Raw genomic sequence first — 22,572 nt, 5'->3', positions numbered from 1 at the left:
TCTACGTCGCTTCGAATTATGAGTTTTGTAAATTTTATGGCCGCAATTCTATGTGAGCAAAATTAAGCCGACTTTGAAGCGGGAAATTTTTTATAAAGCGTGCATACGGCAACGTCATAAATTATCGCAACCTGTTTTCTGTCCACGCCGTTTGCGATCAAACGCCCCGCCTGCGCCCATTGCTCTGGAGTAAGTTTTGGTCGCCTGCCTCCGATTCTCCCCTTTGCCCTCGCCACAGCTAACCCTGCACGCGTTCTTTCAATAATATTTTCCCTTTCCATTTCGGCAGCTGCACTCAGCATGGTGTATGCGAAACGGCCTATTGAAGTGCTGATTCTTATCCCTTCAGTGATTGAAACAAATTCAATCTTGTTCGCACGGAAATAACGCAACAAATCCACAAGGTGGATCAGGGACCGCCCAAGACGATCAAGCTTCCAAACAATAACGGTATCGCCTGGCCGTAGCAGTTTCATCATTTTATCCAGTCCCGGGCGTTTTGATTTTGAACCAGATATTTTATCTTCAAAAATGTGGTCACATTCTAATCGATTAAGTGCTTCTAACTGTAATTCAAGATTTTGGTCAAAAGTTGATACCCTTGCGTACCCATATTGCATGTTTTTTAGTCACCTTTTTTGTACGAAAAAATCAGGTGACGTTATCGGCCAGGCCGCTCAAGAGCAATCTATAAAACGTCGGTTTAGGAAGTGCTGCCACCCGGAACACTTTCAGCACTTCCGGTGATCTCCTTTCTGTGGGTGATTTGGGCATTGGTACAGAATCACCTCCAAACCCTGCAAGCAGTGATGCTAATAATGCCGTGGTTAAGCACGGTAAAAAACGAAAAAGGTCAGTATGTTGCTCAAGTTTCTGGTAATGATACGATCAACGGCGATGTCACAGTAACAGGTAATACAATCGATGACCTTATTAACAAAATCAAACCCAATGTAGTTCCACAACCTGACTTTGTGTGGGATGGGATAAAATCGGCAATTACAGAATTACTTCCTTAAACCCACCTCATGTAAATGGCATCTTCGCAGACTCAGTCCATTTCTTGGCAATCACAAACCGCCGTCCGGGCGGTTTATTTGACATTTTTATAATCTATAAACCCATCAAAAATAAGACTATCTATAGTCATCATTTTATTAAGTTTCGCCATTACATCAGGTTCATTTTGCATATCAAAAAGCCATTTCCTTGCGCCAGCAGCAATGTCATTACAAAACTCAATAACATCTAATTGCAGCACGCCATTGAAAATATTCATATGGGTATGCAGGTTCTCTCGCGCCGGGATAGTTATTTTAAACTTCCTTAATTTTGTTTCATCAACACCTTCGTGCAAACATGCATTCCTTAAACTCCAACAGTCATCTGCGCTGAATGAAACAATGGGAAGTCTAGCCCTAAAGCTATCTTTCATTTCTTCAGGCATGCCCTGAAGCATCGAAGGATTGGTAAGATTTAAATATTCATACATGTTATCCGCGTTATACCTTGGCTTGAGATAACGATTAAACCAGTCTTTGTATCTCGCACCATTCCCTTTGATTTTGTCCTCTGTCGCACCGCAAATATCAGGAAGGGAGATTGCTATGAATAAAGCGCCAAACCAATTCTCTTTAGACAGGCAATCATCTATGCCACTGAGCAACTGTTGCATTTCATCCGCACCTTATTTTGTAGGAAACTAAGTCTACAATACATCCAAATGTGGCAATTTAGGAAAAATTTTTATTCCAAGCACTGGGTGCTGATGTAATCCTGCAGATAGCCAACCTGCTTCGTCACTGTGACGATTCGTTCTCTGAGGGTGAAATAATCCCGTTCAGCGGAGTCAGTAAGTCGGGGGCCGGAAGCATCGCCCATGCTGCTGGCGCCGACCGTTCCGTTCGCGAGACATCTGGCGTTGAGGTGCAGCCCACACTTACCAGTGCTAACGCAACGCTGAAGATCTTCAAGCTGAGATTTCGCATCGGCTAATTCCTTCGTGTATTTAGCATCCAGTGCAGCGACATCACGCTGCTGGGCCTGCATATCTTTGATGGTTGCGCTCGCCAGGCTCAGTTGTTCGCTAGCTTTATCGCGCTGCCCTTTGTAGATGATGGTGTTGCCGCGGTAGTGGTTAATCGCCCAAGCCATGGAAACCAGCAGACAGAAAACGACAACGCAGATGATTGCGGTTAATCGGCTCATTTCTGGTCCCACATGCAGACTTCGCGCTCAACCTCCCGGCGCGTTACTCACCCTTTCCACTGTTTGCCTCCAGCATGAGTCCAGCGCCGCAGCTGATCGCATACGCCTTTCAGGTTCCCATGTCCACCAGCTCATCAGCGCTTTTATCTTTCTGCGCAGTGCGTGCTATCTTTCGCGGGTAAATTTTTGTATTTTGCGTAGCAGTTTTCTTGATATAGCGACGAGCAGTTACATAATTAAGGTTATGTGTCTCGCACCATTCCTTAGGGGATATGCCAGTAGCAGCGTGATCAGACAGGAACCGCTTCTGCAGCTCGCCCCAGTCCGGCTTAGCCATTGTTACCTCTAAACTGAATGAACTTTAGACGTCACTCACAGCTTCAGTATTTGAAGCAATGAAGTATTTTTTCTCAAAGAAATCTTGAAATGAGGATTTAAGCTTATGAAATATGTATAACTACGATGACGTACAGAAAATCAAGGCCAATCTCGAGTGGATAGTGCATCAAGCCTCTGCCCGATCTCATTTGCGCACTGAGCATGATCAATTAGTGATTTCCGATCTAATGGAACTGATTCAGACATATGAAACTCTTCTGGATCTTGTAAGCAAATTTGGTGCTTCCGTCTTAAATTCGGAAATCATAGCGGGTCTATCAATCACAGAGGAATTCATTGCTAAAGTTAAGCGGAATGAGGGTGCGATGTGAGCGACCAACATCCTGTGAGACGATTGATTCGTGTATTGAAGCTTCAAACTGGTGGATTTCAGTTTGAAGCTTGGGTTATTTAATTGCCGTAAAGCCGATTGAAAAGCGCATTTTTCATCGCATCAGAATCAATCGAATCCAGGTTTAACCAGGTCAATGTCTCTTGGTTCTTTTCTGCATTGAAATCAGAAAACACACCATGGATATCACCGTTATCAGGTGAGTAGAGAACAGCAATATTCTGTTCTGGACAACTATGAGGTTTACACCCTGACAGTGCAATATACTTTTTACCTGCAACTATAACTTCGGTTGAAGGCGTGCTCGTGCCACCACTTTTTACCCATGCAGGTAGTTTATTTTGACTTATCAGTTGGGAGTAGCTCTTAGACGTGCTTTTTGCACTGGCGAAGTCAGAAAGATACTGCCCTTCCTCAGCAACAGCGCTGAACGAAACCAAAGCCATAGCAGCGATAATCACTTTACCTTTCATGTTAATCCTCATTCCATAAAGACAGCTCAACTCTATACCTTTACAGTCGCTATGTCAGCCCTATGGATAATCAGAGCATTTGATGTTACTGCCCGGCCCAAATGATTAGGTAAGGATTATCTTAATCACTAGCGCTTATGCTTGTTGATTACTGCCTGACTGCCAGACTGTTCAGGACTCTGATGCGGAGAATGCCAACTCCAGGGAATCATCGATAAAAAGAGCAAGTGAAACTGAGACTCCTTTAGCTCTCCTTGCGAGGGCTTTTTTTTGGAATCACCCAACCTATCAGGTTGCGCTTAAAATTTTTGATAATGCTAGTGTCCAAGAGCGAGATAGTGACAGAACCTTACGGATGAGGCTCTATTTCAGACATTGCTCTTTGATATAGTCCTGCAAATATCCGACCTGCTTTGTCACTGTGACGATTCTTTCTCTGAGGGTGAAATAATCCCGTTCAGCGGAGTCAGTAAGTCTGGGGCCGGAAGCATCGCCCACGCCGCTGGCACCGGCCGTTCCGTTCGCGGGACATCTGGCGTTGACGTGCAGCCCACACTTACCAGAGTTAACGCAACGCTGCAGATCTTCAAGCTGAGATTTCGCATCAGCTAATTCCTTCGTGTATTTGGCATCCAGTGCAGCGACATCTCGCTGACGGGTCTGCATGTCTTTGATGGTGGCGTTCGCCAGGCTGAGTTTCTCAGTGGCTTTATCGCGCTGGTCTTTATAAGCGATGGCGTTGTCGCGGTAGTGGTTAACCGCCCAGGCCATGAAACCCAGCAGACAGATAAAGACAGCGCAGATGATGGCTGTTAAACGGCTCATTTCTGGCCCCACTCGCAAACTTCCCGCTCAATCTCACGACGGGTGATCAGCCCCTTCCACTGTTTTCCACCGGCATACGTCCAACGCTGCAGTTCGTTGCATGCACCCGGAATATCACCGGCATTCAGTTTCTTCAGCAGCGTCGATCTGCTAAACGCTCCAGTTCCCACGTTGTAAGTGAAGAAGTAAAGCGCAGCCTGGGTAGGCTTAGGAATATTAACCTTAATTAGCGGGTCGATAGCATTTGCCACCTTACGCAGATCTGATTCCAGCAAGGCGTCACATTCCTTATCGGTGTATCGGTGACCGCGGCGAACGTCTGCACCTGTGTGACCGTCACATACAGTCCAGACGCCGACAACATCCTGATAAGCGTAATACCGACGTCCTTCAAGACCATCCGCATTGCCCAGCATAACAGCAGCAATTGTGATTGCTCCGGATCCGCCAACTATGGCACCAACCAGCTTATTTCTGAGTGTCGTATTCATCTCGGCTCCTGCTGCGGCGGTTGTCTTCGCGAATCTTGAAATAGAGATTCGTTAGGTACGTGAGTACGGCGACAATGATGCCCACCAGCACGCCAATAGCATTCCATTGCTCGGGACTGTAGGCATTCAACACGCCGTTGAGGATGCTACCGGCTGAAGCGCCATATGCAGCACCGGTGGTTAGTTTGTCCATGCGATACATACTCTCACCTCGCTTTGAGCGGGTGCTTTTCAAAGGAATTTGAAAGGCCATCAGACTAAATATCTAAGGGGTATTTGAACGTGATTAACTGTGGCCTGAATTAAATATCCGGGTAGAGTCCGGGAAGATTGGCGGTGTGAGGATCAAGAGGCCTAGTCAGAACATCCCAAGCCATAAGCTAGCTAAACACGTTGTTTTTGTGTAAAAAGATGACATCAATCATCAGGTATTCATCGTGAAATACATTCGGCTAATTTTAAAGCTCATAACAGCATCATTTTATGTGTTTCTGGTTGTTTTTGGCTCTGGATTTGTAGGATCGAGTACAGCCAATGCAATTAACCTTGAAACACTTAACCTAAATTACTCATTAATCGCTAAGGACTCGGCGGTATACGCAATCTGCGCAACTGGTGCGACATTGGTTATTCCACCTGCCCTATATTTAATCCAGCATTATGTCTGGCCAGTGTTAAAGTTTATCGGTTTGAAGGTTCGCTACTTCTTTCATGGATACTAAAAGCCTCGCACAGTAACGAGGCTTCACTTATTTTTCCTGTTACAGCTTTGGCTCTTCAATACGTTCGCTTAGCACTTCGACCTCTCCATTGTTGGCGAGATCATCTCCACGAGTCACATACCATGCGCCGTAGATAGTTTCACCCGACTCTAAATCGTCAATTTTTTCGTGCTCGTAGTAAGCGATCTGCCTGCTGCCATTGTACTGGATCCAGTAATAGCCTTCTCTCATCATTCCCTCCTCCTCTTCGATATAGAGATTATAAGAGGCAATGAATATTGATGATTTTAGAAATACTTAAATCGCCATTAAGCAAAAAGCCCCACGGGGTTAACCGCAGGGCTTTAAACGAAGGCAATAACCCATCGTTAGAGCAAAATTACCACAGATTCGGGAAAAGTAAATAGCTCACGATAAATTCATACCCTATTTTGTTATCCTCTTGAGCTGTGCTTCTGCCCACGCCTCTTCAATATCAAACTTCGTGATGAGCTGATCGTAGAAGGGTTTTACAGACTTCTTCCAGGTATCGAGGCTGATTGCATCCGTTATCTGACACACCGCGGCGTAAGCCTCAGTGGAAGGAATTCGTTCATACCCCCGCCCGCTGCAGCGCTTACAGTCAGCCAGAACCGGCACACCCTGCTTTTCAGTGAGCTCCTGATTCACTGCTTTACCGCGCCCGTGGCAATCTCTACAGGCACAACTAACTACCTTCTTACCCTTACACTGAGGGCAGAGAACTCGCGCTATCTCCCTGACCTTCCTGCGCACTTCATACTCAGAAGGACGAATATGCTCGACGCCCATTTTCAATGACATCTTCACGAACTTCTTCTCTTTTGCCGGAGTGTGAGACTTCATGCTGAATACCTCAGCGTCAATAAACCCTTCCCCATTGCAGCCATCGCACTGCTTCACGCTGGCGGCGCTGCGGGAATAGTCCTCAAACGCGAAGGTGGCCAGCTGGTTCATCACTAATGGCTTAACCTTGGCATCCAGTTTGCGAAGTGCAGCAACCCGGTCGCACTTGGTCAGCGCGTACTGGGCCAGCAATTCGATCGCCCTCTCCCGGTCGTTGTTGCTGATCCCCATCTTCCCGAGAAAGGCGCTATAACCCAAGGCTGCCCGTTCCTGCGTCATACCCATAGCGGCCATGATATCCGTTCCGGTTAATGAGTCTGACGCCGTTGCACGCGGAGAATCGCTAATCATGGTCGATTTGGCGAAGTGATATTTGAGGGTATTTTCAAGATTCATGCGATCTCCAGCTCGGTGATGGTGAGTTCTAATTTCCCGCCCTTAACGACAGGCATTTTCACAACGCGATAATCAACAACCTGGCAGTCATCCAGCCAGAATCCCGCCTTGGTTAAAGCGTCGAAAGCAGCTTTCTGCAGGTTATCCAGATCGCGGCGCCGGCGGTCGGGCATGTGACATTCAATTCGGATTTTGAGTGGTGCCGCCGTTCGGATATTTAGCCGGCCGCTTCGAATGATACTGGCCACGGCATAGCGGTACGCGACGCCATCAGCGCTAATGTGCGTACGCCCACGGTTGTGCCGGTAATACCGATTATTGCTCGGCGGCCAGGGCAAAGTGATTTGATATATCTTCACGTTTACCCCCACATCCGGCTGCGCCAGCGGCTATCCGGGCGCGCTGGTGTTTTTGAGGTAGGAAGGAAAGCACTGACTGTCCATGACACGTAATCTGGGTTAAGGCTACGCTCAACTCGTACCCCGCGGGCCTTATAACGCTTAACCAGTTCGTCGGCCTGTTCGGTGCTGCAGTCGGTATGCTGGAACCAGGTCTTCTTCATCCCCATCACCCCGCAAAGCCAAGCAGCTGCGCGGCGACGTTTTCGGCCTCGTCACGGCTGCGGAATGAACGGGACAGGACCCAGAGCCAGAGAACATCGAGCGCAGCTTTATAGAGTTGCTGAAACTCGAGTTCGTCCATGTTGGCAAACGAGATGCTACGAGGATGCTTTTTGAGTGTGCCGTCAGGCAGCTGAATGGCATCAAAGTGCCCTGCTTCGACGATCACCCAGGAGCGGTAAGCGTCAAAGGATTTGCACAGGCTAATGCCATTTGTGACGCGCCGGTAAGCAACCTGCTCAAGATACTGTTCAGCAGCATCGATAAGCGCGCCCTCATTCCCGCCATAAGAAGCCAGGAACTTGGCGTAGCCGGTGATCAGCTTTCGCTCGTTGCTAGAGATAGCCCCGCCGGTTGGTTCCCAGTATTCAAAACCGAGATTAAGAAGCGCGAAAAAGCGCCGGTGAAATGCAGGGTTTCGTACCCGCCTGAACTCGGCAACAAGAACATCGCCGAGCCTGGTTTTGGATTGCAGGATATCGCTGGTCTCGGGTGTGGCCGGGATCAGTATTCCTGAATGGTGTTTGATAAGTTGTAATTCTAGCGCCATGGTTCTCTCCGTGGCGCATCAGGTATAGGTTGTTCAGGCCTATGAAATAATAATATCAGACGGTGGTGTAACTCGGTACCCCAGTCGTTTTGCAAATTGCATAAACCCGTTGAGAGTGAATATTTCTTCCTCTTCGAGCAACGGTCGTAATGAAACTATTCCATTTACTCGATAAACCAGATATCTGCCCTCAGCCGGGAAGCTATAGATAACTGCTTTATCGGCCCTTCTGACCACGTCGTACCATTGATCATCTGCATTAAAGGCATCTGCACTACACACTATTTCCCCCAGAGCGACTTATTGACGCGGTAAACAGTAATCGGGAACAGCCAGGGGAACGCAAACAGCGATACTCTTTGAAACTGCTCCAGTGAAATTCACGCGATTAATAAAACCACTCGTCGGCGCTTTCCCAGGTCTCCTGCACGATTTGCTCAACCTCTTTCTTGTCGCCCCCGAAAACACTCAGACCATCATTGCTGGCACGCTTGATCGTTAGCTGACAATTATCAAACTGCTTGCTGAGCCTTTTGAGCAGTTCTGACTCTAGTGCAGGTATAGCTCCATCAGGAAGTTTCTTCATGCGATCAATGGCTAACTCGATTTTCATTTTTCCCTCCGCAACAAACACCTGTATGTATATACAGTATATTTATAAACGTATCTTACGGATTTTGCAACGATTAAAGAGTGTTAGAAGGATGGAGCGCTTCCAAGCTTGCAGGTATCGGTTTTAAGAACGATTTGGGACAGATCTCAGATTTGGTGGTCTACACAATAGTTATGTTGAATAGATTTCAGAGGAGTTTAGTGCAGTTTCACTACTAAATTGTGGTTTCGATATGAGATTTATAAAATGAAAATTCGTAAAGGCTATTATGGAGCTTGCTGTTACTAAGCAACAAATTTGTCAGCAAGCTCTAAAACGACATGAAACATTACCAGTGCGTAATGTAATCCAACCGGTTATCGAAATTTACTGAGATGCAGGCACTTTATCATCCTGACGGAAAGCCTCGATCCCGACTTTCTGACCATAAGAAAGTTCAAGTGTGTTACCATCAGGATCAGCGAAGAAGACATAATAACCTACCGGTTCGCCTGCCTGAACCGGTTCTTTTCGCAAGATGCCTTCCATTCTGGCCATCGCTACCTTATTGTCGATTTCTTCAATGCTTGAACAAGCTACTCCCAAGTGACCGAAATTACCCAGAGGGGTGTCAGTCACAGCATCAACCTGGACAAGGACAAGTGCAAAAGGGCGAGTTCGGTCACTTAACCACGCGACTTTACGTACCTCCGGAAGATCAGGCTCTCGCCTGTGTACGATTTCCATGCCAGCATAACGGCTATAGAAATCAATGCTTTTTTCCAAATTTCTAACAACAAACGCAACGTGCGTAAAACCTACATCAATATCTTTCATTAGGCTAATCCTTTGACTATCTCCAGAGTCGCCATCTTAAAAACTCAAGTTAACTTGAGGTCAAGAGCCTTTCAATCTATGCTTTTGCTGGATTTCTTGCACGTATTGTTCAATGCCGTTCAGGGTTGCGGCGTATGCTAACTCCAGCTAAATGAAGATTTAGCCTGCTACGCAAAGAAGAAAGAACTCAGTTGAGATGCGGTAAACGGAGCAGGCTTAAATAGTTGGTCTCATTTTCGCTCACACATCCCCATACCCTCCTACCAGCTTTCATCCAATCATATTTGGCTTTTAAAGCTCAGCTGGTATCGAGCAGTCAGCGATACTTGCGCAGCAAACGTGCCGCGCATATACAGTGCTGGCTTACCTTTTATCAAACGTGCTCACGCCTGCATCCCCTTCCCCCTTGCGATGTTAATTCTGTCAATGCATTCCCTTAATGCTTTGACTTGCTCAGGGGTAAGTTCAGATTCATCGATTGTGGCCAGAAGAGCGTTGAGGGAGCGCTCAATATCGTTTTTAGTCAACCGTAAACAGATAACCTTAACCCAACGTGGCGAGAACTTGCTGAGGCCGATTGCTCTTGTGATACGTAGTTTCATGAGATGCCTCTTAACCGCCAGTGGTGGCGATTTCAAACTCGCTTATAACACACGTGGAGAAGACTTATGTGATTATTTCGCCATAGAAATTTCTAAGGGTCGTTTCACTTGAGGACAACCAGGCTTTCAGTAAACGCCTAAATTGGTTTTCCAGCATGTCACACAAGCGCCTCGTCATAACCCGAAGCGGCTTATCAAGTGAAGGTAGTTTTTACGGTCATGCACAGGCTGGGATGTCGTTTGTGTGCCAGAAGCAGACTTTAATATAGCTCCAGAGTCCCTTATGGGAGCTATTTACATCTGTCAAGCTTTAGCAAGCGGCTTCATTCGAAAACTAATACCCATACGATTAATGGCATTCATGGTGGCAATAACAATGGTAAGTTCAACCAAATCTTTTTCACCGAATACAGAAAGCGCTGCGGAATATGCTTCATCGGAAGCATGTGTTTCACTAACACGGGTAACTTCTTCCGCCCATGAGAGGGCAGCTTGCTCTATATCCGAGAATAAATAGGTAGCTTCTCGCCAGACAGGCACCAATACAATCTTTTCGACGGACATGCCACTCTTGATAAGATCGCGAGTATGTATATCTATGCAGTGTGCACAACCATTGATCTGGGAAACTCTTAAAAAAATTAAATGGATCAGCTCGGCAGGTAAACCTGTACCAGTAGTGGCGTAATGATGGAGCGCTGCTATAGCCTTGCCACCTTTATCGGAAACTTGAAACCAGTTTGGACGCTTCATCGTTATTTCCACCTTTTTGAGTTGTTTAAAATAAAAAGATGCCTCACAGAATCGCTACGACTGAATGACAGAATTTAAATTAGTACGTCTGCTCAGACGTTGTAATCTTAACCATTGATGTCATAGATAAAAGAGACAAAAAATGAGTAAAACGGTAGGACAATTATGGGATACCTCATGCAGTAAAACTGGATAACAATTTTTAAAAGCAATCCCTGAGTGTTGATAAAATCCACGGTAGAGTCCGCTTCTCGCTCATAACAGACCATTTCCTCACTATGCCCTGCCATCTGCTTTCATCCGCTGATATTTAGCTTTCAAAAGCTCCGCCGGTGTCGGCCCTTTCGGATCAACTGGTGCAGCCAACGCCCGTCGAACGGGCGGAATCGGCTTCCTGGCCAGCACCCGCTTTTCCCACATACCCAGTATATCTCCAGCCTCACGCTCAAGCTCTTTGTGACTCAGTTGGCCATCGGTTCCGCGGCGCCGCAGTTCGAGACAAATGTGATAAAAAACCGGCTTCGGCCACGGATACAGCTCGCTGCTCGGGTACCGGAACACCAGCTTACGCCACTTCCAGTACTCAGCCATGACGTCAGCGGTGGTGATCCCCAGTACGCTGCGCCCTTCCCTGCACCACTTGATGAATTGGCCTGGCGAAGGCAGGAATGGACGCTCCTGGCGCCGTACCATGCACATGCCCGCTTCAACCTGTTCCAGAGTGGTGATCCCGTTTTCTTTGAAGGCCAGCACCCACTGACGGCGGATCTCGTTTACTTCCTCCTGGCTTCGATTAACCAGGCTTGCCGGAAACGCGGCCGCCAGCTGTACGAATAACCCGTTGATAATCTGCGCCACCTGCTGCGTTTGTTCGCGTTCGGTGTACTGCTCAGGCATGTTGTGTGCCACACGGCGTGCCTGTTCCCGGTCAAAATCGCGAATACTCTCGGCAAGGTTTTTCATTTCAGCACCCCGTCAATCCAGTCGGTGTTATGCAGGTCAATGCCGCCCCGGGATGGCTTTGCCGTTCCGGTTGCGCGCAGCCGCTTGGTGGTGAGCTGATCCCACTGCTTGCGCAGACTGGAAGGACTCAGGATGTTGTCTTTCCAGAACTCGTCCCGGTTAGCCCACTGGAACAGGTCACAGATTTCGTAGTGAGTACGCTTGTCCTGGACACGCATCAGCCTGATGGTATTCGCCCATTCAGCCCAGTTGGGTTCAGATAGCGATGCGTTGACGGTAAGAAGCCTGTCGTAAATCCAGCGTGCGGCCTTGAGGTCATCAGCGGATCCCCATGATTTACCTGCTGGGGTGTATATCCCAGCGGCAGCTTCTGGATGGCGTGAGAGAAACTGTTGAGTTTTCTGGTTTCGGGATTCGTCAGAATTCCGAGACGAGGATATTTTAATATTGTTCTTGTTATAGTCTTGGGTGTCTACCGTTTCCGGGAAGGTTTTTCCCGTTTTCGGTAACACTTTTCCCGATTTCGGGAAGACTTTTCCCGTTTTCGGTTTGTCTAAAATCCAGGCAGAAAGGTCAGTATTTATACCGACCGTTTTCATCACGCCCTGCTTCTGACTGAAGATAATTTTGCGTTCTGCGAGCGATTTGAGCGCATCAGAGACATGCGAATCACTCAGCCCTGTAAGCTCGGCGATCACCGTGTTCGTAACGCGGTCCTGCTTCTTGTTCCAGCCGTAGGTAAGCCAGATCACCGCCTCAAAACACTGCCACTCCCGGCCTGACATTCTCAGACGAGGCTTGAGTTGCTGGATCTCGTTAGCGACCTTGGTATACCCGTTCGACAGGTCGGTCATACGACCTCCCGGTTGTTCGGTTCTGTGGGGGAAATTGATAATTTCAGCTGTGTTTGACATACTTAGCTCCGCAATTACACTCCGTTTTTGCACCTGAAAGTCGGTTCTGTTAGCGCAGACCGGCTTTCGCCTTTTCTGAAGTCTTCACATTGCCCCCAGCATGGTTGTGACCATCGCCAGCAGAGGCGCTGTTAGATCCGGATCGACACGGAACATTTCGAAAATCCCTTCGCCTAACTCCTTCAGCTTTTCCTTCTTCGGTGCATCGAGCATCAGAGCTTGCTTCGCCTCACTTACCTCTTTTTCCAGCCGGGCCATTCGGTAAGCAAACGAGTCGTTCTTTACGACACGGTCGCGGTATCGAAGCGGCAATACAGACATGATCGCGGGCGACAGCTGTTCAACGTTCTTTCGGTACGATGCGGAGTCTTCTTTGTTGTCGAGCCAGCGGAACAGCTTCACGTTCCAGACATCGGCCTGGCCTGAAAAATCTACGCCATCAAGTTGAAGTTCTTCCGCCGCTTCCTGGATTTGAAGTGCTACAGCTACGCGCCCTTCTGCTGCCGCCCACGCCCGGACTGCAGAACAAATATTTCGATGATCAATACCCTGCGCTGCCGATTCGCTTTGATGACACGGGAATATCAGTCGATTAGAAGAAGCTCTGCTACTCTGTTGAAATGAAACAGTTTGCATTGTTAAGGCTCCTCTTTAGGTAAACCATCAGTGGGATTTGGGTAGAGATCTGGGCGCAGCTCGTGCGGAGTTACGCCAGTTATTTTGAAAATTGGTAGAACACGCTCAGCAGGTACTACACCCTGATATCGATTTTTCCAGCGACTAACTGACATTGGTTTGATTCCAAGTAGAAAGGCTAGCTTTGTCGCATTACCAGCCCTGTTTATGGCTTTTGTTAACCCATTCATCTTGTTCTCCGCTATGAATGCAAATCAAATTAAGCCCCAGACTTACATTAATGTCAAGCCCCTGGCGAATTTCCAAGTTTAAGCAAAAGGCTTATTCTTTAACTATGAAAGAGAAAATCTTACTTAATCCGACGCTTGTTCAACGCTTGTCCGAATTGAACGGGCGAGGTATGACTAAATCCGATATGGCAAGGGTTGCTGGTGTAACCCCGCAATCTGTTAACGGCTGGTTCAAAAAAGGGGTTATAAGTAAAAAATCAGCGCTTGCAGTTGCTGATGCTGCTGGAGTATCAGTACCTTGGCTGCTTGGTGAGAATGTAGATGAAAAAGAAGGGCTCAAACCGGACGAACAGAGAATGTTAGAGCTCTATAGACAACTTCCAGAAGAAGAACAGAAAAATATGTTGCGTATTTTTTCACTTCGCCTTAAAGAGCTCGACGAGATGTACGAAAAGTACATGAAAGGACGGATCCGTTCACAGCAGTGACGTAAAGTCCCCCATGAAATCTGTTGCTATGAATTATGTGTTCTTTGATAAGCGTTAGATAAAGCTTAACATTTTTTATCAATATAAACATATAGATATCTCATGTCATTAAGTCTTTTTTCGTATAAAAACAGTTGATACTTTTTGTGCGAAACGGTAGCCAGCAAACTTGACATTGCAGAGTTAACATATATATTAACTGACACGAGGTCACTGATGAGCAACGATGAGTCGCCATCCAAATGTCCTAACTTGATTGTTGGCTCAATGCTACGAGTCGTCCATTGCGAAGGGGCTTGGGACACATTTATCGAGGCTTTAAATAGCGTATCTGCAAGTAAACGAGACTCAGTAAAAACTCAAATGGATCTGTTGGTTAAGCGGTTATCCGATGGGGGAAGACTATCCAAAGACTCTTTTCCGCCTGAAGGCCCTCTTCCCTGTCGCCCCGGAAGACCGGCAAAACAGTTTTACGCATTCAAAAAGATTCCTATTCGAGCTTATGGTTGGTTTTCAGAAAGGTATGAAAAAACGTTTTTCATCAGCCATTACATCTATAAGAATCAAGATAAGCTCGCACAGAAAGATACAACAAAAGTCCAAGGGAATTGGACGAGAATTGAGGTAGACGGCGATGAGAAATGACAGTCTTTATCATACTGAAGTTGAAATGCATTCTGAAGAACACAAGCGCCTCTATGCAGCCGAAGAATTAACGTTTAATGTCACTGAAGATATCCTGATCCAAATGGAAGACAGAGGTGTATCTAAATCGGATCTTGCAGAGAAGCTCGGAAAAACAAAAGCTTACATCTCACAATTGCTAAGTGGTTCTAGAAACATGACTTTACGAACCCTTGCAGATATTTGTTTTGCTTTGGATATTAAACCAACTGTTTGTTTTGAAGAAGAAGCAACCACTTCTATAGAATCAAAACCTATACTGTTGAAAGAAACTTGTGGCTGGCAAGATGTTATTAATGAATTCAATGGCTTTACTGACACCCTGCTTCAGGGAACTAGTACAGTAAATAAATCCAACGTTATTGTAAGGGCCCAGAAAGAGTTCTGGAGCAAAGCTGCATAATGAAGGAATCACTAAAGGTAGCAATTGAAAACTTGGCAATACTGTCAGTTCATTTACGTAATGCTAAGGTTGAAATGGATGATTCATATAATTTCCTTAACATTAATTCTATTCCAAGGAAGAATCAGTCGTTTAGAAATGTTGTAAAAATTGAGTTAATCGAAATGGTTCGTGAAGATGATCCGAACGATAAAAAACTCTTTTATTCATTTCTTTATGATGTGGGCGCTCGCCTTGTCACACCTGAAAGTGATGATGATGGCAAAGATGATGATGCGATACTTACTATTGAGTCTTGCTTCGAAGCTATTTACTCAGCCAAAAAAGAGCTTGGAGAAGAAGAACTTGAAGCATTTGGTGCTAATAATGTCGGTTATCATGTTTGGCCGTACTGGAGGGAATATCTTCAATCAACATGCTCCAGGTTAGGAGTTAATCCTATAAGAACTCCTTTTTATGACATGAAGAAGTCAGACATCCGAAAAGACTAGTACACAGCGACCCGGCCAATGGCCGGGTTTTTTGTACTCATTTCCATATCTCTTACCTCAAATCACTCCCTGTAAACCAACGGTCAGTTCTTCAGTACTTTGCCGGCTTTTACAACCCCAAAATTATCGAAACCATCACATTTAAGCCTAAAACTTAGCTATCAACTTCGCCTTGAGCTTGACTTTAATTAAGCCTAGGACTTAATATCACTACACCAAGACGCACTACGAACCACCCAGGCAGGACGCCCACGAAGTAGTCGCCGACGGCATACGAATAGTCGGATGAGGTGGAGATATTAACGCGCATCAGGTGTAAACGTTCCGCTGGCCGGCGATAAGGCATAAGAAAAGCGCCCAGCAGGACGCTTCGCTCTTTAAAAATCTGGGTATCCCTGAATGTTAGCTAATCCAGCTGGCATCAAGAGTGTAGTTAGAGGTATTCATCGAGTAAGAGGCATTACAATTATGGCAAATAGATTGGTGAAAATAGCATCTGGCATGAGCGTTATAGTACGGCTCTCCAGTAGGCTGAAGTATCGATACTATTCTCTTTGTAAAACACTGTGGGCAAAGATGCACTGTTACCTTCTTTTCACCCACAATCTGCTCCTTCGAATACACAAACGTACCAGATTCAAGTTGATTGAAAACATAACCTTCAGTCTGGGATTGAAAATCTTCGTACTCTGCAATTTTTGCTTTGAGAAGCATTGCTTCTTCTTCACGTTGACGGATCACATCACCGAGAGAGAAGCACTCCGCCTGAAGTGTAATTAACCTGTTCTGAAGTTCAATCGTGGCAGCTTTAACTTCCGCATCAGTTTTTGCGTCGTTGATGACTTTGGCTAAACCTGCGGTCTCTTTTATGGCGGCCATGGCAGCTGATAGTTCGGCAATCACTACGAATACTCTTCTTGTTGCTGGGGATATCCAGATTAAACGAATCCTTGTTGTTGGGGAATAGCAGGATCCACCGAGCCTGATGTGGTCAAAAGACAGGCATTACAAGGAGATCAAAGTGACTGATTACGCGCGTAAGCCATCACGGCAACAGGCAGTAAAGCTGAACTTCTTCGAGGTGATTCTTCGCCGCCTGTGCTACCTACTGGCGCAAAAGGGGAATCCAGATGTGTAACTCAACGAAATGCGGGTACTGCGGCAAGCCGGTTGAACTGGAGGAAGTAGTCAAAAGTACCCTTCTCTTTCGCAACGGCGCGCAGATGACGCGCAAAGAAAAAGAATACTGCTCTGAACGTTGTGCTTCGTACGACCAGATGGCCCACGAAAGCTAACGTAAAAGCCGCGCAAGGCGGCCCGTACGTCCGGTGCTCCCGACCAAAGTTACACCGGAAAACTACTTAAAAAACCAAAGTTCACCCAATGGGCGCTATCTCTGGCCCGGGGATCTTACATCCAAAAAAGAGGATCTCACATGGAATTTTTCTATGTAGTTAAGGCTACGCAGAAATCTGGCAAAGAAGACGCAGTGATTTGGTTCACTGCGAAATCAGAAGCCCGTGCCAACCTACAGCTCGATGTTGAGCTGGAAGATGCTGGTATTGAAACCGGACGCGGTAAGGATTACGCCAAACCGGTTCGCACCGATTTCCCGGTGTATAACGACCTCCCGGAAGAAAGTACCGTGGATTACACCTGGTGCAAACGCTACGAACTGGACGAAGACCAGCGTACGTGGAAAGTGAAGTTACAGCATGAAGATTCTTACCAGAACTCTTCTGAGCAGTCGACTTGCAGTATTACTGTTACCGACACAAAGATGCCTGAGCTGCTCACCGTTGCTACGCTCCCACTGCGTCAGCGCATTCTGGCTCAGTTCATTTCTGACGAGTACGCCTATCACATCGACACTGAGCAGAAGAGAGAAATTCAGCAACTCGAGATGGATGTAGATAACAGCTACGTTCAAAACATGCTGCTCGCTGCAGAGAATGTCGATGCGTTCAAAAAAGCGACTGAATTCGAAATTGCCCGGGTTGTTGAGGCTCTGAAGACTGTCTTCCCATTAGACGGGAAACGGACAGAGTTATCGCTGGTAATTCATTTCTTTAAGACCTGGTTCAACACCGAGCATATCGATCGCGGCATTCTCGTTCGCGAATGGGCTAACGGTAATCGCATCAGTAATGTTCAGCGCACTGATTCTAGTACCAATGCAGACGGCGGCCATGTAACGGATCGCGGCGAAGGCGCGCACCACACTCTGGACACTCTCGATCTTGAGATCGCATGCGCCCTGCTGCCTATGGATTTCCATCACTTCGAAATTCCTTCGAGCGTGTTACGACGCGCCAAAGAAATCGTGGCTAAGAAAGAAGAACCATGGAAGTCATGGAGCGCAATCTTACGCAATCAACTAGGCATATTGGCGGTGAACCGTGCGGCAATCTTCAATCTGATCCGTATCGCACCAGAGAACATCCACCATACGCCAGCGGCTCATCTTGAGTTTGTGAATAAAACCATGACGGCTGAGTTTAACTCTGCTGTGGAGCTACTGCCGTTGCCTACTCCTGCAGTTGAGACTGAAGCCCCAGTTGAACAACCGCAGGTTGAAAATCTCGGCAGTGGAGTGTTCTCCATCGATGGCCTGATGGGCGGAAATACTGAACCGGTCGCCGATACCTCCTCAAATGAAGTCGAAAAAACGGAAAACGCAGCGGAGACCACCAACGATGTGCAGATGGAAACGGCTAAGCCAGAGAAAGACGAAGATGTTGGTTCGGTACCACCGAGCGAAAGCACTGATGCAGCTAATTCGCAGACAGATTCCATAGCCCCGGAAGAGCAGCAGTCGAAGTCAGTAATCGAATACCCAGCCTACTTCGAACCTAGTCGCTATGAAGGCCTACCGAATGACGTTTATCACGCTGCGAACGGCATTAGCTCAACCCAGGTGAAAGATGCCCGCGTCAGCCTGATGTACTTTAACGCGCGCCATGTGGCTAAAACTATCCCGCGCACAGCATCCAAAGTGCTGGATATGGGAAATCTGGTGCACGCTCTTGCACTGCAACCGGAAAACCTCGAAGAAGAGTTCAGCGTAGAACCGGAGATCCCTGAAGGTGCGTTTACGACCACCGCAACTCTGCGCGAGTTCATCAATGCCTACAACGCCAGCCTACCGACGCTGCTAAGCGCTGACGAGATTAAAGCGTTGCTTGAAAAACATAACGCATCCCTTCCCGCTCAAGTGCCGCTTGGCGCCAGCATGGAAGAAACGGCTCAAAGCTATATGGCTCTCCCAGCTGAGTACCAGCGTATTGAAGAAGGCCAGAAGCAGACAGCAACGGCAATGAAGGCATGCATTAAAGAGTACAACGCCACCCTGCCCGTGCCGGTTAAAACCAGCGGCAGCCGTGATGCGTTACTTGAGCAATTAGCAATCATCAATCCTGATTTGGTCGCACAGGAAGCGCAGAAACCGACACCGCTGAAAGTGTCTGGCAGCAAAGCAGACATGATCCAGGCAGTTAAGTCGGTTAAGCCCGATGCCATATTCGCCGACGAACTGCTGGATGCCTGGCGCGACAACCCTGGCGAAAAAATTCTGGTTACCCGCCAGCAGCTGGCAACGGCACGGGCAATTCAGTCTGCGCTCCTGGCGCACCCGACCGCTGGCATGCTGCTGACACATCCAAGCCGTGCCGTTGAAGTGAGCTACTTCGGCTTTGACGAGGAGACGGGCCTAGAAGTTCGTGTACGTCCTGACCTTGAGATCGACCTGGACGGCGTTCGCATCGGTGCTGACCTGAAAACTATCAGCATGTGGAACGTCAAGCAGGAAAACCTGCGAGCCCGGCTGCACCGGGAAATCATTGACCGGGACTACCACCTCAGTGCGGCTATGTATTGCGAGACCGCAGCGCTGGACCAGTTCTTCTGGATTTTCGTCAACAAAGACGAGAACTACCACTGGATCGCCATCATCGAGGCATCCGCAGACCTGCTGGAACTGGGCATGCTCGAGTACCGCAAAACGATGCGCTCCATCGCCATGGGTTTCGACACGGGCGAATGGCCAGCGCCGATCACTACCGATTACACAGATGAACTGAACGATTTCGACCTGCGCCGCCTCGAAGCGCTGCGCGCTCAGGCTTAAGGGGGATTTATGCATAACACTAACGTTACCGTTGCTGACCAGAACACCGTTATTAACTCCAACGTGGCTTTGTTTGATTCCCAGTATCTGAACGCCATCAGCACGTTCGCGCAAATTATGGCGCAGGGCACCGCCACCGTTCCTAAGCACCTGCAGGGCAATCAGGCCGACTGCATGGCTGTAGCGATGCAAGCGGCACAGTGGCAGATGAATCCCTTTGCCGTGGCGCAGAAAACGCACCTGATTAACGGTGTGCTCGGGTATGAAGCGCAGCTGGTTAATGCCGTCATTTCACGAAGCGGCGTGCTGGCCAGCCGCTTTGAATATGAATGGTACGGGCCATGGGAAAAGGTCGTTGGAAAATTCAATATCCGTAAAGGCGACAAAGGCGAGTACCGCGTTCCGGGTTGGACCCTGGCAGACGAAGCCGGGATCGGCATCATTATCCGCGCAACTCTGAAAGGCGAAGAGCAGCCGAGGGAACTTGATTTACTGCTGGCTCAGGCCCGCACCAGAAACTCTACCCTATGGGCTGATGACCCTCGCCAGCAGCTGGCATATCTGGCCGTCAAACGTTGGGCGAGACTGTTCTGCCCGGATGTGATTCTGGGCGTCTACACCCCGGATGAACTGGATGATCGCCGTGAAGAACAAGAGGTAAACCCAGCACCGGCGCAGCACGTTAGCCTTGCAGACATTTCAGGTGACAACGTCACTACGACTCAAACGGCTCAGGAATCAGCTCAAAACATCGATGCGCTTGCTGATGATTTCCGCGACCGCATCGAGGCGGCCCAGGATGTCGATAGTGCAAAAGCTCTACGCGCAGATATCGAAACCGTCAAAGCAACGCTAGGTTCCGCCCTGTTTACCGAGCTCAAGAACAAAGCAGTGAAGCGCTACTACCTGGTTGATGCTCGCAATAAGGTGGAAGCGGCGATCAACTCCCTACCATCTCCGGATGAACCCGACGCGGCAGAACGCTTTGGCGAAGCTGAACGCGTGCTGGCTTCTTCAAAGCGTCACCTGGGCGATGAACTGCATGAGCAGTTCAGCATCACCCTGGCGGATATGAAACCGGAATACGTGAACTAACGAGATCGGGAGGGGAAACCCTCCCTCAAGGAGAAGAAATGCGACTGATTAATCGCAGTAAGCAATCCCCTTTGGCTCGCCAGGCATGTGATGCCGCTCTCGCGAAGCACGTCGAAACTTACGGTGAATTCGCCAGACAGAAAACCAAGACCACATACACCGTAGTGGTTGAGGGAATAAAGGTAACAGTGGAAGTCGTTAACCGCCGGGCCAGCTACGTTGCGACAGCCATGAATGGTGCGCGCAGGCTGCGCAATCTGCCGGGACAATGCAACTGAGAGGTGCAATATGAATGAAACAACTTATACGAATGTTGATATCTTGATCACCAGTGAAGTTTTATCAAGATACAAAATTTCGCGGAGCACGCTGTACTTTTGGAGCACCCCTTCCAGAATGCCGGCATATTTTTCACAACCATTTCCGAAGCCGAAGATAAATGGAAGCCCGAAGCGCTGGAGACTTTCAGACCTCCTGGAGTGGGAAGAAAAAGTGGGCATCAAACCAGAGGATGACCAACCAGTTTCTCCAAATGGTTCTGCCATACCGCAAGCCAATGGCGCTGATCATCAATGTAGTCATGCAGGTTATACCTCGCCATGACACCTGCCATATGATGGCCAAGCAGTTTCTCAACAACATGTGGCGGCGCACCTAATTCAGAAAGTCGCGTCGCCACGGTTCGTCGAAGGTCATGGAGGGACCACGGCTTCATTCCTGTCTTGGAAATTATTTGGGCAGAAAATAACGCAACGTTGGGCTGAAGAGGCGGCCTGTCATCCTCTGGCCCCTTGTAGCGTGACAACGTAACAACATGCTTTGACATTGATGTTTCTTTATGAGATTTCATCATCTTTACAACAGCATCCGGCAACGCTCTCCTGACCGATTTACCTGTTTTATAATCACTTGCTGGAATGGTCCATGTTTGATCCATAAAATCGAACCATTCCCACTTTGCCGTTCTTATTTCCGTACTCCTACAACCGGTCAGAATGAGAAATTTCATGATCAGCTGTTGTCGTTCTCTCATCTCAGGCAAAGCATTCCACACAGTTTTGATTTCCTCATCGCTCAATCTTCGGTCTTTAACTGCCGCGGTGAGCCCCACATCAGATCGCCTGAGACTCTCAATTGGGTTTAGGTTGATTACTCCTCTGTTAGAGCAGAAACGAAAAACACGCTGCATCAACCCTAACATTTGCCCAGTAACCACCCTTCTTCCCATACCGTCGAACAGGCTAAGCCAATGTGCCTTTGTGGTCTGATCTACGTTCATATTCCCCAGCACAGGATTGATATGGTTGTTGAAGTCCCGGCGGTTCACGTGGATTTTTACCAGACCTTCAGGAACGCAGTAATGCTTTTCCCAGTAATCAAAGGCTTCTTTTACGGTAATCGCATCTGTTCTTTTCTGTTTCTCCAGTACGGTCTGTCGTCTCGGATCGAACCCCTCTTTAAGCCAGGTTCTGAACTGCTGTCTACGCTCTCGCGCCTGAGCTAATGATATGGTCGGATAATCGCCGATCGTCAATTGAGCCGCTTTTCCGTTCCATCTGTAGCGGTAAAAGAATGTTATACTGCCGGATGTAGACAATCTGACATTCAAGCCGTGAGCGTCTGAAATGACCTCGATTTTGTCTCTCTTTTTGCCAAGAGCTTTTCTCAGTTTTGTATCGGTTAGCAATGTGTACACTCCGGGAAAAGATATACACAATAGTGTACACATTTTGCGTAAATTGATAACCTTCAAATTAATGCGTGATATACAAAAATAAAGCATTTAGAGCAGGCAAGATGTTGATAATGGCGGAATTTTTCAAAAGACATAAAGCATGACAAACAAACTTAAAACGGATTCATATGCCCTACGATAGCG

32 protein-coding genes and 3 pseudogenes are annotated in these 22,572 nt (G+C 47.6%); 10 read left to right on the top strand and 25 right to left on the bottom strand.

Annotated elements, in window-relative coordinates:
• Positions 1-62: 62 nt before the first annotated feature.
• Positions 63-620, bottom strand: a complete 558-nt coding sequence (locus EKN38_RS24710; protein WP_126522983.1) for a recombinase family protein — start codon at positions 618-620, stop codon at positions 63-65.
• A 198-nt stretch (positions 621-818) separates the two neighbouring features.
• Here EKN38_RS24710 and EKN38_RS24705 point away from each other — a divergent pair, with 198 nt between their 5' ends.
• Positions 819-1,019 (top strand): hypothetical protein, encoded by a 201-nt coding sequence (locus tag EKN38_RS24705; RefSeq protein WP_126522981.1) that lies wholly within the window; start codon positions 819-821, stop codon positions 1,017-1,019.
• 74 nt (positions 1,020-1,093) lie between these two features.
• Here the strand turns inward: EKN38_RS24705 and EKN38_RS24700 are convergent, their stop codons facing one another.
• From EKN38_RS24700 to EKN38_RS24585, 22 genes and pseudogenes are all read right to left on the bottom strand, one after another.
• A complete protein-coding gene (locus EKN38_RS24700; protein WP_126522979.1) occupies positions 1,094-1,675 on the bottom strand; it encodes a hypothetical protein in 582 nt (193 codons plus the stop codon).
• 71 nt (positions 1,676-1,746) lie between these two features.
• Positions 1,747-2,208 (bottom strand): lysis system i-spanin subunit Rz, encoded by a 462-nt coding sequence (locus EKN38_RS24695; RefSeq protein WP_126522977.1) that lies wholly within the window; start codon positions 2,206-2,208, stop codon positions 1,747-1,749.
• Positions 2,209-2,255: 47 nt separating this feature from the next.
• Positions 2,256-2,327, bottom strand: a pseudogene (locus EKN38_RS24690) (lysozyme); the annotation flags it as partial.
• A 2-nt stretch (positions 2,328-2,329) separates the two neighbouring features.
• Positions 2,330-2,545 (bottom strand): annotated as a pseudogene (locus tag EKN38_RS24685) (terminase small subunit); the annotation flags it as partial.
• A gap of 452 nt (positions 2,546-2,997) precedes the next feature.
• On the bottom strand, positions 2,998-3,411 hold the full coding sequence (locus tag EKN38_RS24675) for an Ivy family c-type lysozyme inhibitor (protein WP_126522975.1): 414 nt from the start codon (positions 3,409-3,411) through the stop codon (positions 2,998-3,000).
• A gap of 363 nt (positions 3,412-3,774) precedes the next feature.
• Entirely contained in the window at positions 3,775-4,236 is a 462-nt protein-coding gene (locus EKN38_RS24670; protein WP_095449126.1) for a lysis protein, read from the bottom strand.
• A complete protein-coding gene (locus EKN38_RS24665) occupies positions 4,233-4,727 on the bottom strand; it encodes a lysozyme (RefSeq protein WP_126522973.1) in 495 nt (164 codons plus the stop codon). Before EKN38_RS24665 ends, EKN38_RS24670 begins: the two co-directional genes overlap by 4 nt.
• Positions 4,705-4,929, bottom strand: a complete 225-nt coding sequence (locus EKN38_RS24660) for a class II holin family protein (RefSeq protein ID WP_050861217.1) — start codon at positions 4,927-4,929, stop codon at positions 4,705-4,707. The genes EKN38_RS24665 and EKN38_RS24660 overlap by 23 nt, the downstream gene beginning before the upstream one ends.
• Positions 4,930-5,488: 559 nt before the next feature.
• A complete protein-coding gene (locus EKN38_RS24655) occupies positions 5,489-5,680 on the bottom strand; it encodes a hypothetical protein (RefSeq protein WP_050861246.1) in 192 nt (63 codons plus the stop codon).
• Positions 5,681-5,875: 195 nt separating this feature from the next.
• Positions 5,876-6,709: an antitermination protein gene (locus EKN38_RS24650; RefSeq protein ID WP_050861216.1), complete on the bottom strand. Its 834-nt coding sequence runs from the start codon at positions 6,707-6,709 to the stop codon at positions 5,876-5,878.
• Positions 6,706-7,068 carry a crossover junction endodeoxyribonuclease RusA gene (gene rusA / locus EKN38_RS24645; RefSeq protein WP_050861245.1) on the bottom strand — a complete coding sequence of 121 codons (363 nt, stop codon included), beginning with the start codon at positions 7,066-7,068 and terminating at the stop codon, positions 6,706-6,708. The genes EKN38_RS24650 and rusA overlap by 4 nt, the downstream gene beginning before the upstream one ends.
• A 2-nt stretch (positions 7,069-7,070) precedes the next feature.
• Positions 7,071-7,277 (bottom strand): hypothetical protein, encoded by a 207-nt coding sequence (locus EKN38_RS24640; RefSeq protein ID WP_126522971.1) that lies wholly within the window; start codon positions 7,275-7,277, stop codon positions 7,071-7,073.
• Positions 7,277-7,879 (bottom strand): DUF1367 family protein, encoded by a 603-nt coding sequence (locus tag EKN38_RS24635; protein ID WP_050861215.1) that lies wholly within the window; start codon positions 7,877-7,879, stop codon positions 7,277-7,279. Before EKN38_RS24635 ends, EKN38_RS24640 begins: the two co-directional genes overlap by 1 nt.
• 39 nt (positions 7,880-7,918) lie before the next feature.
• The gene (locus tag EKN38_RS26290) at positions 7,919-8,161 is read right to left on the bottom strand and encodes a hypothetical protein (protein ID WP_229764313.1); all 243 of its coding nucleotides are present in this window, start codon (positions 8,159-8,161) and stop codon (positions 7,919-7,921) included.
• Between the two features lie 106 nt (positions 8,162-8,267).
• Positions 8,268-8,492 (bottom strand): DinI family protein, encoded by a 225-nt coding sequence (locus EKN38_RS24625; RefSeq protein ID WP_014832176.1) that lies wholly within the window; start codon positions 8,490-8,492, stop codon positions 8,268-8,270.
• A gap of 366 nt (positions 8,493-8,858) precedes the next feature.
• Positions 8,859-9,308, bottom strand: a complete 450-nt coding sequence (locus tag EKN38_RS24620) for a VOC family protein (protein ID WP_048254464.1) — start codon at positions 9,306-9,308, stop codon at positions 8,859-8,861.
• A gap of 383 nt (positions 9,309-9,691) precedes the next feature.
• Positions 9,692-9,910 (bottom strand): hypothetical protein, encoded by a 219-nt coding sequence (locus EKN38_RS24615; protein WP_014832178.1) that lies wholly within the window; start codon positions 9,908-9,910, stop codon positions 9,692-9,694.
• 303 nt (positions 9,911-10,213) lie between these two features.
• A complete protein-coding gene (locus tag EKN38_RS24610) occupies positions 10,214-10,663 on the bottom strand; it encodes a carboxymuconolactone decarboxylase family protein (RefSeq protein WP_014832179.1) in 450 nt (149 codons plus the stop codon).
• A 276-nt stretch (positions 10,664-10,939) separates the two neighbouring features.
• On the bottom strand, positions 10,940-11,626 hold the full coding sequence (locus tag EKN38_RS24600) for a replication protein P (RefSeq protein ID WP_126522969.1): 687 nt from the start codon (positions 11,624-11,626) through the stop codon (positions 10,940-10,942).
• Positions 11,623-12,540, bottom strand: a complete 918-nt coding sequence (locus EKN38_RS24595) for a replication protein (protein WP_185812864.1) — start codon at positions 12,538-12,540, stop codon at positions 11,623-11,625. The genes EKN38_RS24600 and EKN38_RS24595 overlap by 4 nt, the downstream gene beginning before the upstream one ends.
• 84 nt (positions 12,541-12,624) lie before the next feature.
• The gene (locus tag EKN38_RS24590; protein ID WP_126522965.1) at positions 12,625-13,176 is read right to left on the bottom strand and encodes a toxin YdaT family protein; all 552 of its coding nucleotides are present in this window, start codon (positions 13,174-13,176) and stop codon (positions 12,625-12,627) included.
• Between the two features lie 2 nt (positions 13,177-13,178).
• Positions 13,179-13,406 carry a YdaS family helix-turn-helix protein gene (locus EKN38_RS24585; RefSeq protein ID WP_126522963.1) on the bottom strand — a complete coding sequence of 76 codons (228 nt, stop codon included), beginning with the start codon at positions 13,404-13,406 and terminating at the stop codon, positions 13,179-13,181.
• Positions 13,407-13,510: 104 nt separating this feature from the next.
• On the opposite strand from EKN38_RS24585, the gene EKN38_RS24580 reads away from it, so the two are divergent.
• The 4 genes from EKN38_RS24580 to EKN38_RS24565 all read left to right on the top strand — a co-directional run bounded on the left by EKN38_RS24580 (position 13,511) and on the right by EKN38_RS24565 (position 15,472).
• Positions 13,511-13,894: a helix-turn-helix domain-containing protein gene (locus tag EKN38_RS24580; RefSeq protein ID WP_126522960.1), complete on the top strand. Its 384-nt coding sequence runs from the start codon at positions 13,511-13,513 to the stop codon at positions 13,892-13,894.
• 216 nt (positions 13,895-14,110) lie between these two features.
• A complete protein-coding gene (locus EKN38_RS24575) occupies positions 14,111-14,539 on the top strand; it encodes a hypothetical protein (RefSeq protein ID WP_126522958.1) in 429 nt (142 codons plus the stop codon).
• Positions 14,529-14,981 (top strand): helix-turn-helix domain-containing protein, encoded by a 453-nt coding sequence (locus tag EKN38_RS24570; RefSeq protein WP_221760827.1) that lies wholly within the window; start codon positions 14,529-14,531, stop codon positions 14,979-14,981. Before EKN38_RS24575 ends, EKN38_RS24570 begins: the two co-directional genes overlap by 11 nt.
• Complete coding sequence (locus tag EKN38_RS24565) at positions 14,981-15,472, top strand: hypothetical protein (RefSeq protein ID WP_126522956.1); 492 nt, start codon at positions 14,981-14,983, stop codon at positions 15,470-15,472. The genes EKN38_RS24570 and EKN38_RS24565 overlap by 1 nt, the downstream gene beginning before the upstream one ends.
• Before the next feature lie 402 nt (positions 15,473-15,874).
• Here EKN38_RS24565 and EKN38_RS24560 read toward each other — a convergent pair whose 3' ends face one another.
• Positions 15,875-16,375: a hypothetical protein gene (locus EKN38_RS24560; RefSeq protein ID WP_073961562.1), complete on the bottom strand. Its 501-nt coding sequence runs from the start codon at positions 16,373-16,375 to the stop codon at positions 15,875-15,877.
• Positions 16,376-16,499: 124 nt separating this feature from the next.
• On the opposite strand from EKN38_RS24560, the pseudogene EKN38_RS25850 reads away from it, so the two are divergent.
• From EKN38_RS25850 to EKN38_RS24545, 5 genes and pseudogenes are all read left to right on the top strand, one after another.
• Positions 16,500-16,610: pseudogene (locus EKN38_RS25850) on the top strand (hypothetical protein); the annotation flags it as partial.
• Positions 16,603-16,767 (top strand): YdaE family protein, encoded by a 165-nt coding sequence (locus EKN38_RS25845; RefSeq protein WP_185812863.1) that lies wholly within the window; start codon positions 16,603-16,605, stop codon positions 16,765-16,767. The pseudogene EKN38_RS25850 and the gene EKN38_RS25845, both read left to right, overlap by 8 nt.
• 140 nt (positions 16,768-16,907) lie before the next feature.
• Positions 16,908-19,598 carry a RecE family exodeoxyribonuclease gene (locus EKN38_RS24555; protein WP_126522954.1) on the top strand — a complete coding sequence of 897 codons (2,691 nt, stop codon included), beginning with the start codon at positions 16,908-16,910 and terminating at the stop codon, positions 19,596-19,598.
• A gap of 9 nt (positions 19,599-19,607) precedes the next feature.
• Positions 19,608-20,693: a RecT family recombinase gene (locus tag EKN38_RS24550; RefSeq protein ID WP_126522952.1), complete on the top strand. Its 1,086-nt coding sequence runs from the start codon at positions 19,608-19,610 to the stop codon at positions 20,691-20,693.
• 38 nt (positions 20,694-20,731) lie between these two features.
• Positions 20,732-20,971 carry a DUF4060 family protein gene (locus tag EKN38_RS24545; RefSeq protein ID WP_126522950.1) on the top strand — a complete coding sequence of 80 codons (240 nt, stop codon included), beginning with the start codon at positions 20,732-20,734 and terminating at the stop codon, positions 20,969-20,971.
• 221 nt (positions 20,972-21,192) lie between these two features.
• Here EKN38_RS24545 and EKN38_RS24535 read toward each other — a convergent pair whose 3' ends face one another.
• Positions 21,193-22,422: a site-specific integrase gene (locus EKN38_RS24535; protein WP_185812865.1), complete on the bottom strand. Its 1,230-nt coding sequence runs from the start codon at positions 22,420-22,422 to the stop codon at positions 21,193-21,195.
• Between the last annotated feature and the right edge of the window lie 150 nt (positions 22,423-22,572).

Origin of the sequence: Enterobacter sp. WCHEn045836, assembly GCF_003965585.1 — a bacterium.
Classification (GTDB): Bacteria; Pseudomonadota; Gammaproteobacteria; order Enterobacterales; family Enterobacteriaceae; genus Enterobacter; species Enterobacter dissolvens.
This window is presented reverse-complemented; position numbering and strand designations above follow the sequence as displayed.

Excerpts from the sequence above, each read along its gene's own strand:
- EKN38_RS24595 (WP_185812864.1), bottom strand. The coding sequence starts at position 12,540 with ATGTCAAACACAGCTGAAATTATCAATTTCCCCCACAGAACCGAACAA.
- EKN38_RS24610 (WP_014832179.1), bottom strand. The coding sequence starts at position 10,663 with ATGAAGCGTCCAAACTGGTTTCAAGTTTCCGATAAAGGTGGCAAGGCT.
- EKN38_RS24600 (WP_126522969.1), bottom strand. The coding sequence starts at position 11,626 with ATGAAAAACCTTGCCGAGAGTATTCGCGATTTTGACCGGGAACAGGCA.
- EKN38_RS24635 (WP_050861215.1), bottom strand. The coding sequence starts at position 7,879 with ATGGCGCTAGAATTACAACTTATCAAACACCATTCAGGAATACTGATC.
- EKN38_RS24555 (WP_126522954.1), top strand. The coding sequence starts at position 16,908 with ATGGAATTTTTCTATGTAGTTAAGGCTACGCAGAAATCTGGCAAAGAA.
- EKN38_RS24675 (WP_126522975.1), bottom strand. The coding sequence starts at position 3,411 with ATGAAAGGTAAAGTGATTATCGCTGCTATGGCTTTGGTTTCGTTCAGC.
- EKN38_RS24700 (WP_126522979.1), bottom strand. The coding sequence starts at position 1,675 with ATGCAACAGTTGCTCAGTGGCATAGATGATTGCCTGTCTAAAGAGAAT.
- EKN38_RS24665 (WP_126522973.1), bottom strand. The coding sequence starts at position 4,727 with ATGAATACGACACTCAGAAATAAGCTGGTTGGTGCCATAGTTGGCGGA.
- EKN38_RS24660 (WP_050861217.1), bottom strand. The coding sequence starts at position 4,929 with ATGTATCGCATGGACAAACTAACCACCGGTGCTGCATATGGCGCTTCA.
- EKN38_RS24615 (WP_014832178.1), bottom strand. The coding sequence starts at position 9,910 with ATGAAACTACGTATCACAAGAGCAATCGGCCTCAGCAAGTTCTCGCCA.
- EKN38_RS24590 (WP_126522965.1), bottom strand. The coding sequence starts at position 13,176 with ATGCAAACTGTTTCATTTCAACAGAGTAGCAGAGCTTCTTCTAATCGA.
- EKN38_RS24575 (WP_126522958.1), top strand. The coding sequence starts at position 14,111 with ATGAGCAACGATGAGTCGCCATCCAAATGTCCTAACTTGATTGTTGGC.
- EKN38_RS24620 (WP_048254464.1), bottom strand. The coding sequence starts at position 9,308 with ATGAAAGATATTGATGTAGGTTTTACGCACGTTGCGTTTGTTGTTAGA.
- EKN38_RS24545 (WP_126522950.1), top strand. The coding sequence starts at position 20,732 with ATGCGACTGATTAATCGCAGTAAGCAATCCCCTTTGGCTCGCCAGGCA.
- EKN38_RS24535 (WP_185812865.1), bottom strand. The coding sequence starts at position 22,422 with ATGTGTACACTATTGTGTATATCTTTTCCCGGAGTGTACACATTGCTA.
- EKN38_RS24695 (WP_126522977.1), bottom strand. The coding sequence starts at position 2,208 with ATGAGCCGATTAACCGCAATCATCTGCGTTGTCGTTTTCTGTCTGCTG.
- EKN38_RS24580 (WP_126522960.1), top strand. The coding sequence starts at position 13,511 with ATGAAAGAGAAAATCTTACTTAATCCGACGCTTGTTCAACGCTTGTCC.
- EKN38_RS24570 (WP_221760827.1), top strand. The coding sequence starts at position 14,529 with ATGAGAAATGACAGTCTTTATCATACTGAAGTTGAAATGCATTCTGAA.
- EKN38_RS24705 (WP_126522981.1), top strand. The coding sequence starts at position 819 with ATGCCGTGGTTAAGCACGGTAAAAAACGAAAAAGGTCAGTATGTTGCT.
- EKN38_RS24710 (WP_126522983.1), bottom strand. The coding sequence starts at position 620 with ATGCAATATGGGTACGCAAGGGTATCAACTTTTGACCAAAATCTTGAA.
- EKN38_RS24565 (WP_126522956.1), top strand. The coding sequence starts at position 14,981 with ATGAAGGAATCACTAAAGGTAGCAATTGAAAACTTGGCAATACTGTCA.
- EKN38_RS24625 (WP_014832176.1), bottom strand. The coding sequence starts at position 8,492 with ATGAAAATCGAGTTAGCCATTGATCGCATGAAGAAACTTCCTGATGGA.
- EKN38_RS24550 (WP_126522952.1), top strand. The coding sequence starts at position 19,608 with ATGCATAACACTAACGTTACCGTTGCTGACCAGAACACCGTTATTAAC.
- EKN38_RS24585 (WP_126522963.1), bottom strand. The coding sequence starts at position 13,406 with ATGAATGGGTTAACAAAAGCCATAAACAGGGCTGGTAATGCGACAAAG.
- EKN38_RS24670 (WP_095449126.1), bottom strand. The coding sequence starts at position 4,236 with ATGAGCCGTTTAACAGCCATCATCTGCGCTGTCTTTATCTGTCTGCTG.
- EKN38_RS24655 (WP_050861246.1), bottom strand. The coding sequence starts at position 5,680 with ATGAGAGAAGGCTATTACTGGATCCAGTACAATGGCAGCAGGCAGATC.
- EKN38_RS24650 (WP_050861216.1), bottom strand. The coding sequence starts at position 6,709 with ATGAATCTTGAAAATACCCTCAAATATCACTTCGCCAAATCGACCATG.
- EKN38_RS25845 (WP_185812863.1), top strand. The coding sequence starts at position 16,603 with ATGTGTAACTCAACGAAATGCGGGTACTGCGGCAAGCCGGTTGAACTG.
- EKN38_RS24640 (WP_126522971.1), bottom strand. The coding sequence starts at position 7,277 with ATGGGGATGAAGAAGACCTGGTTCCAGCATACCGACTGCAGCACCGAA.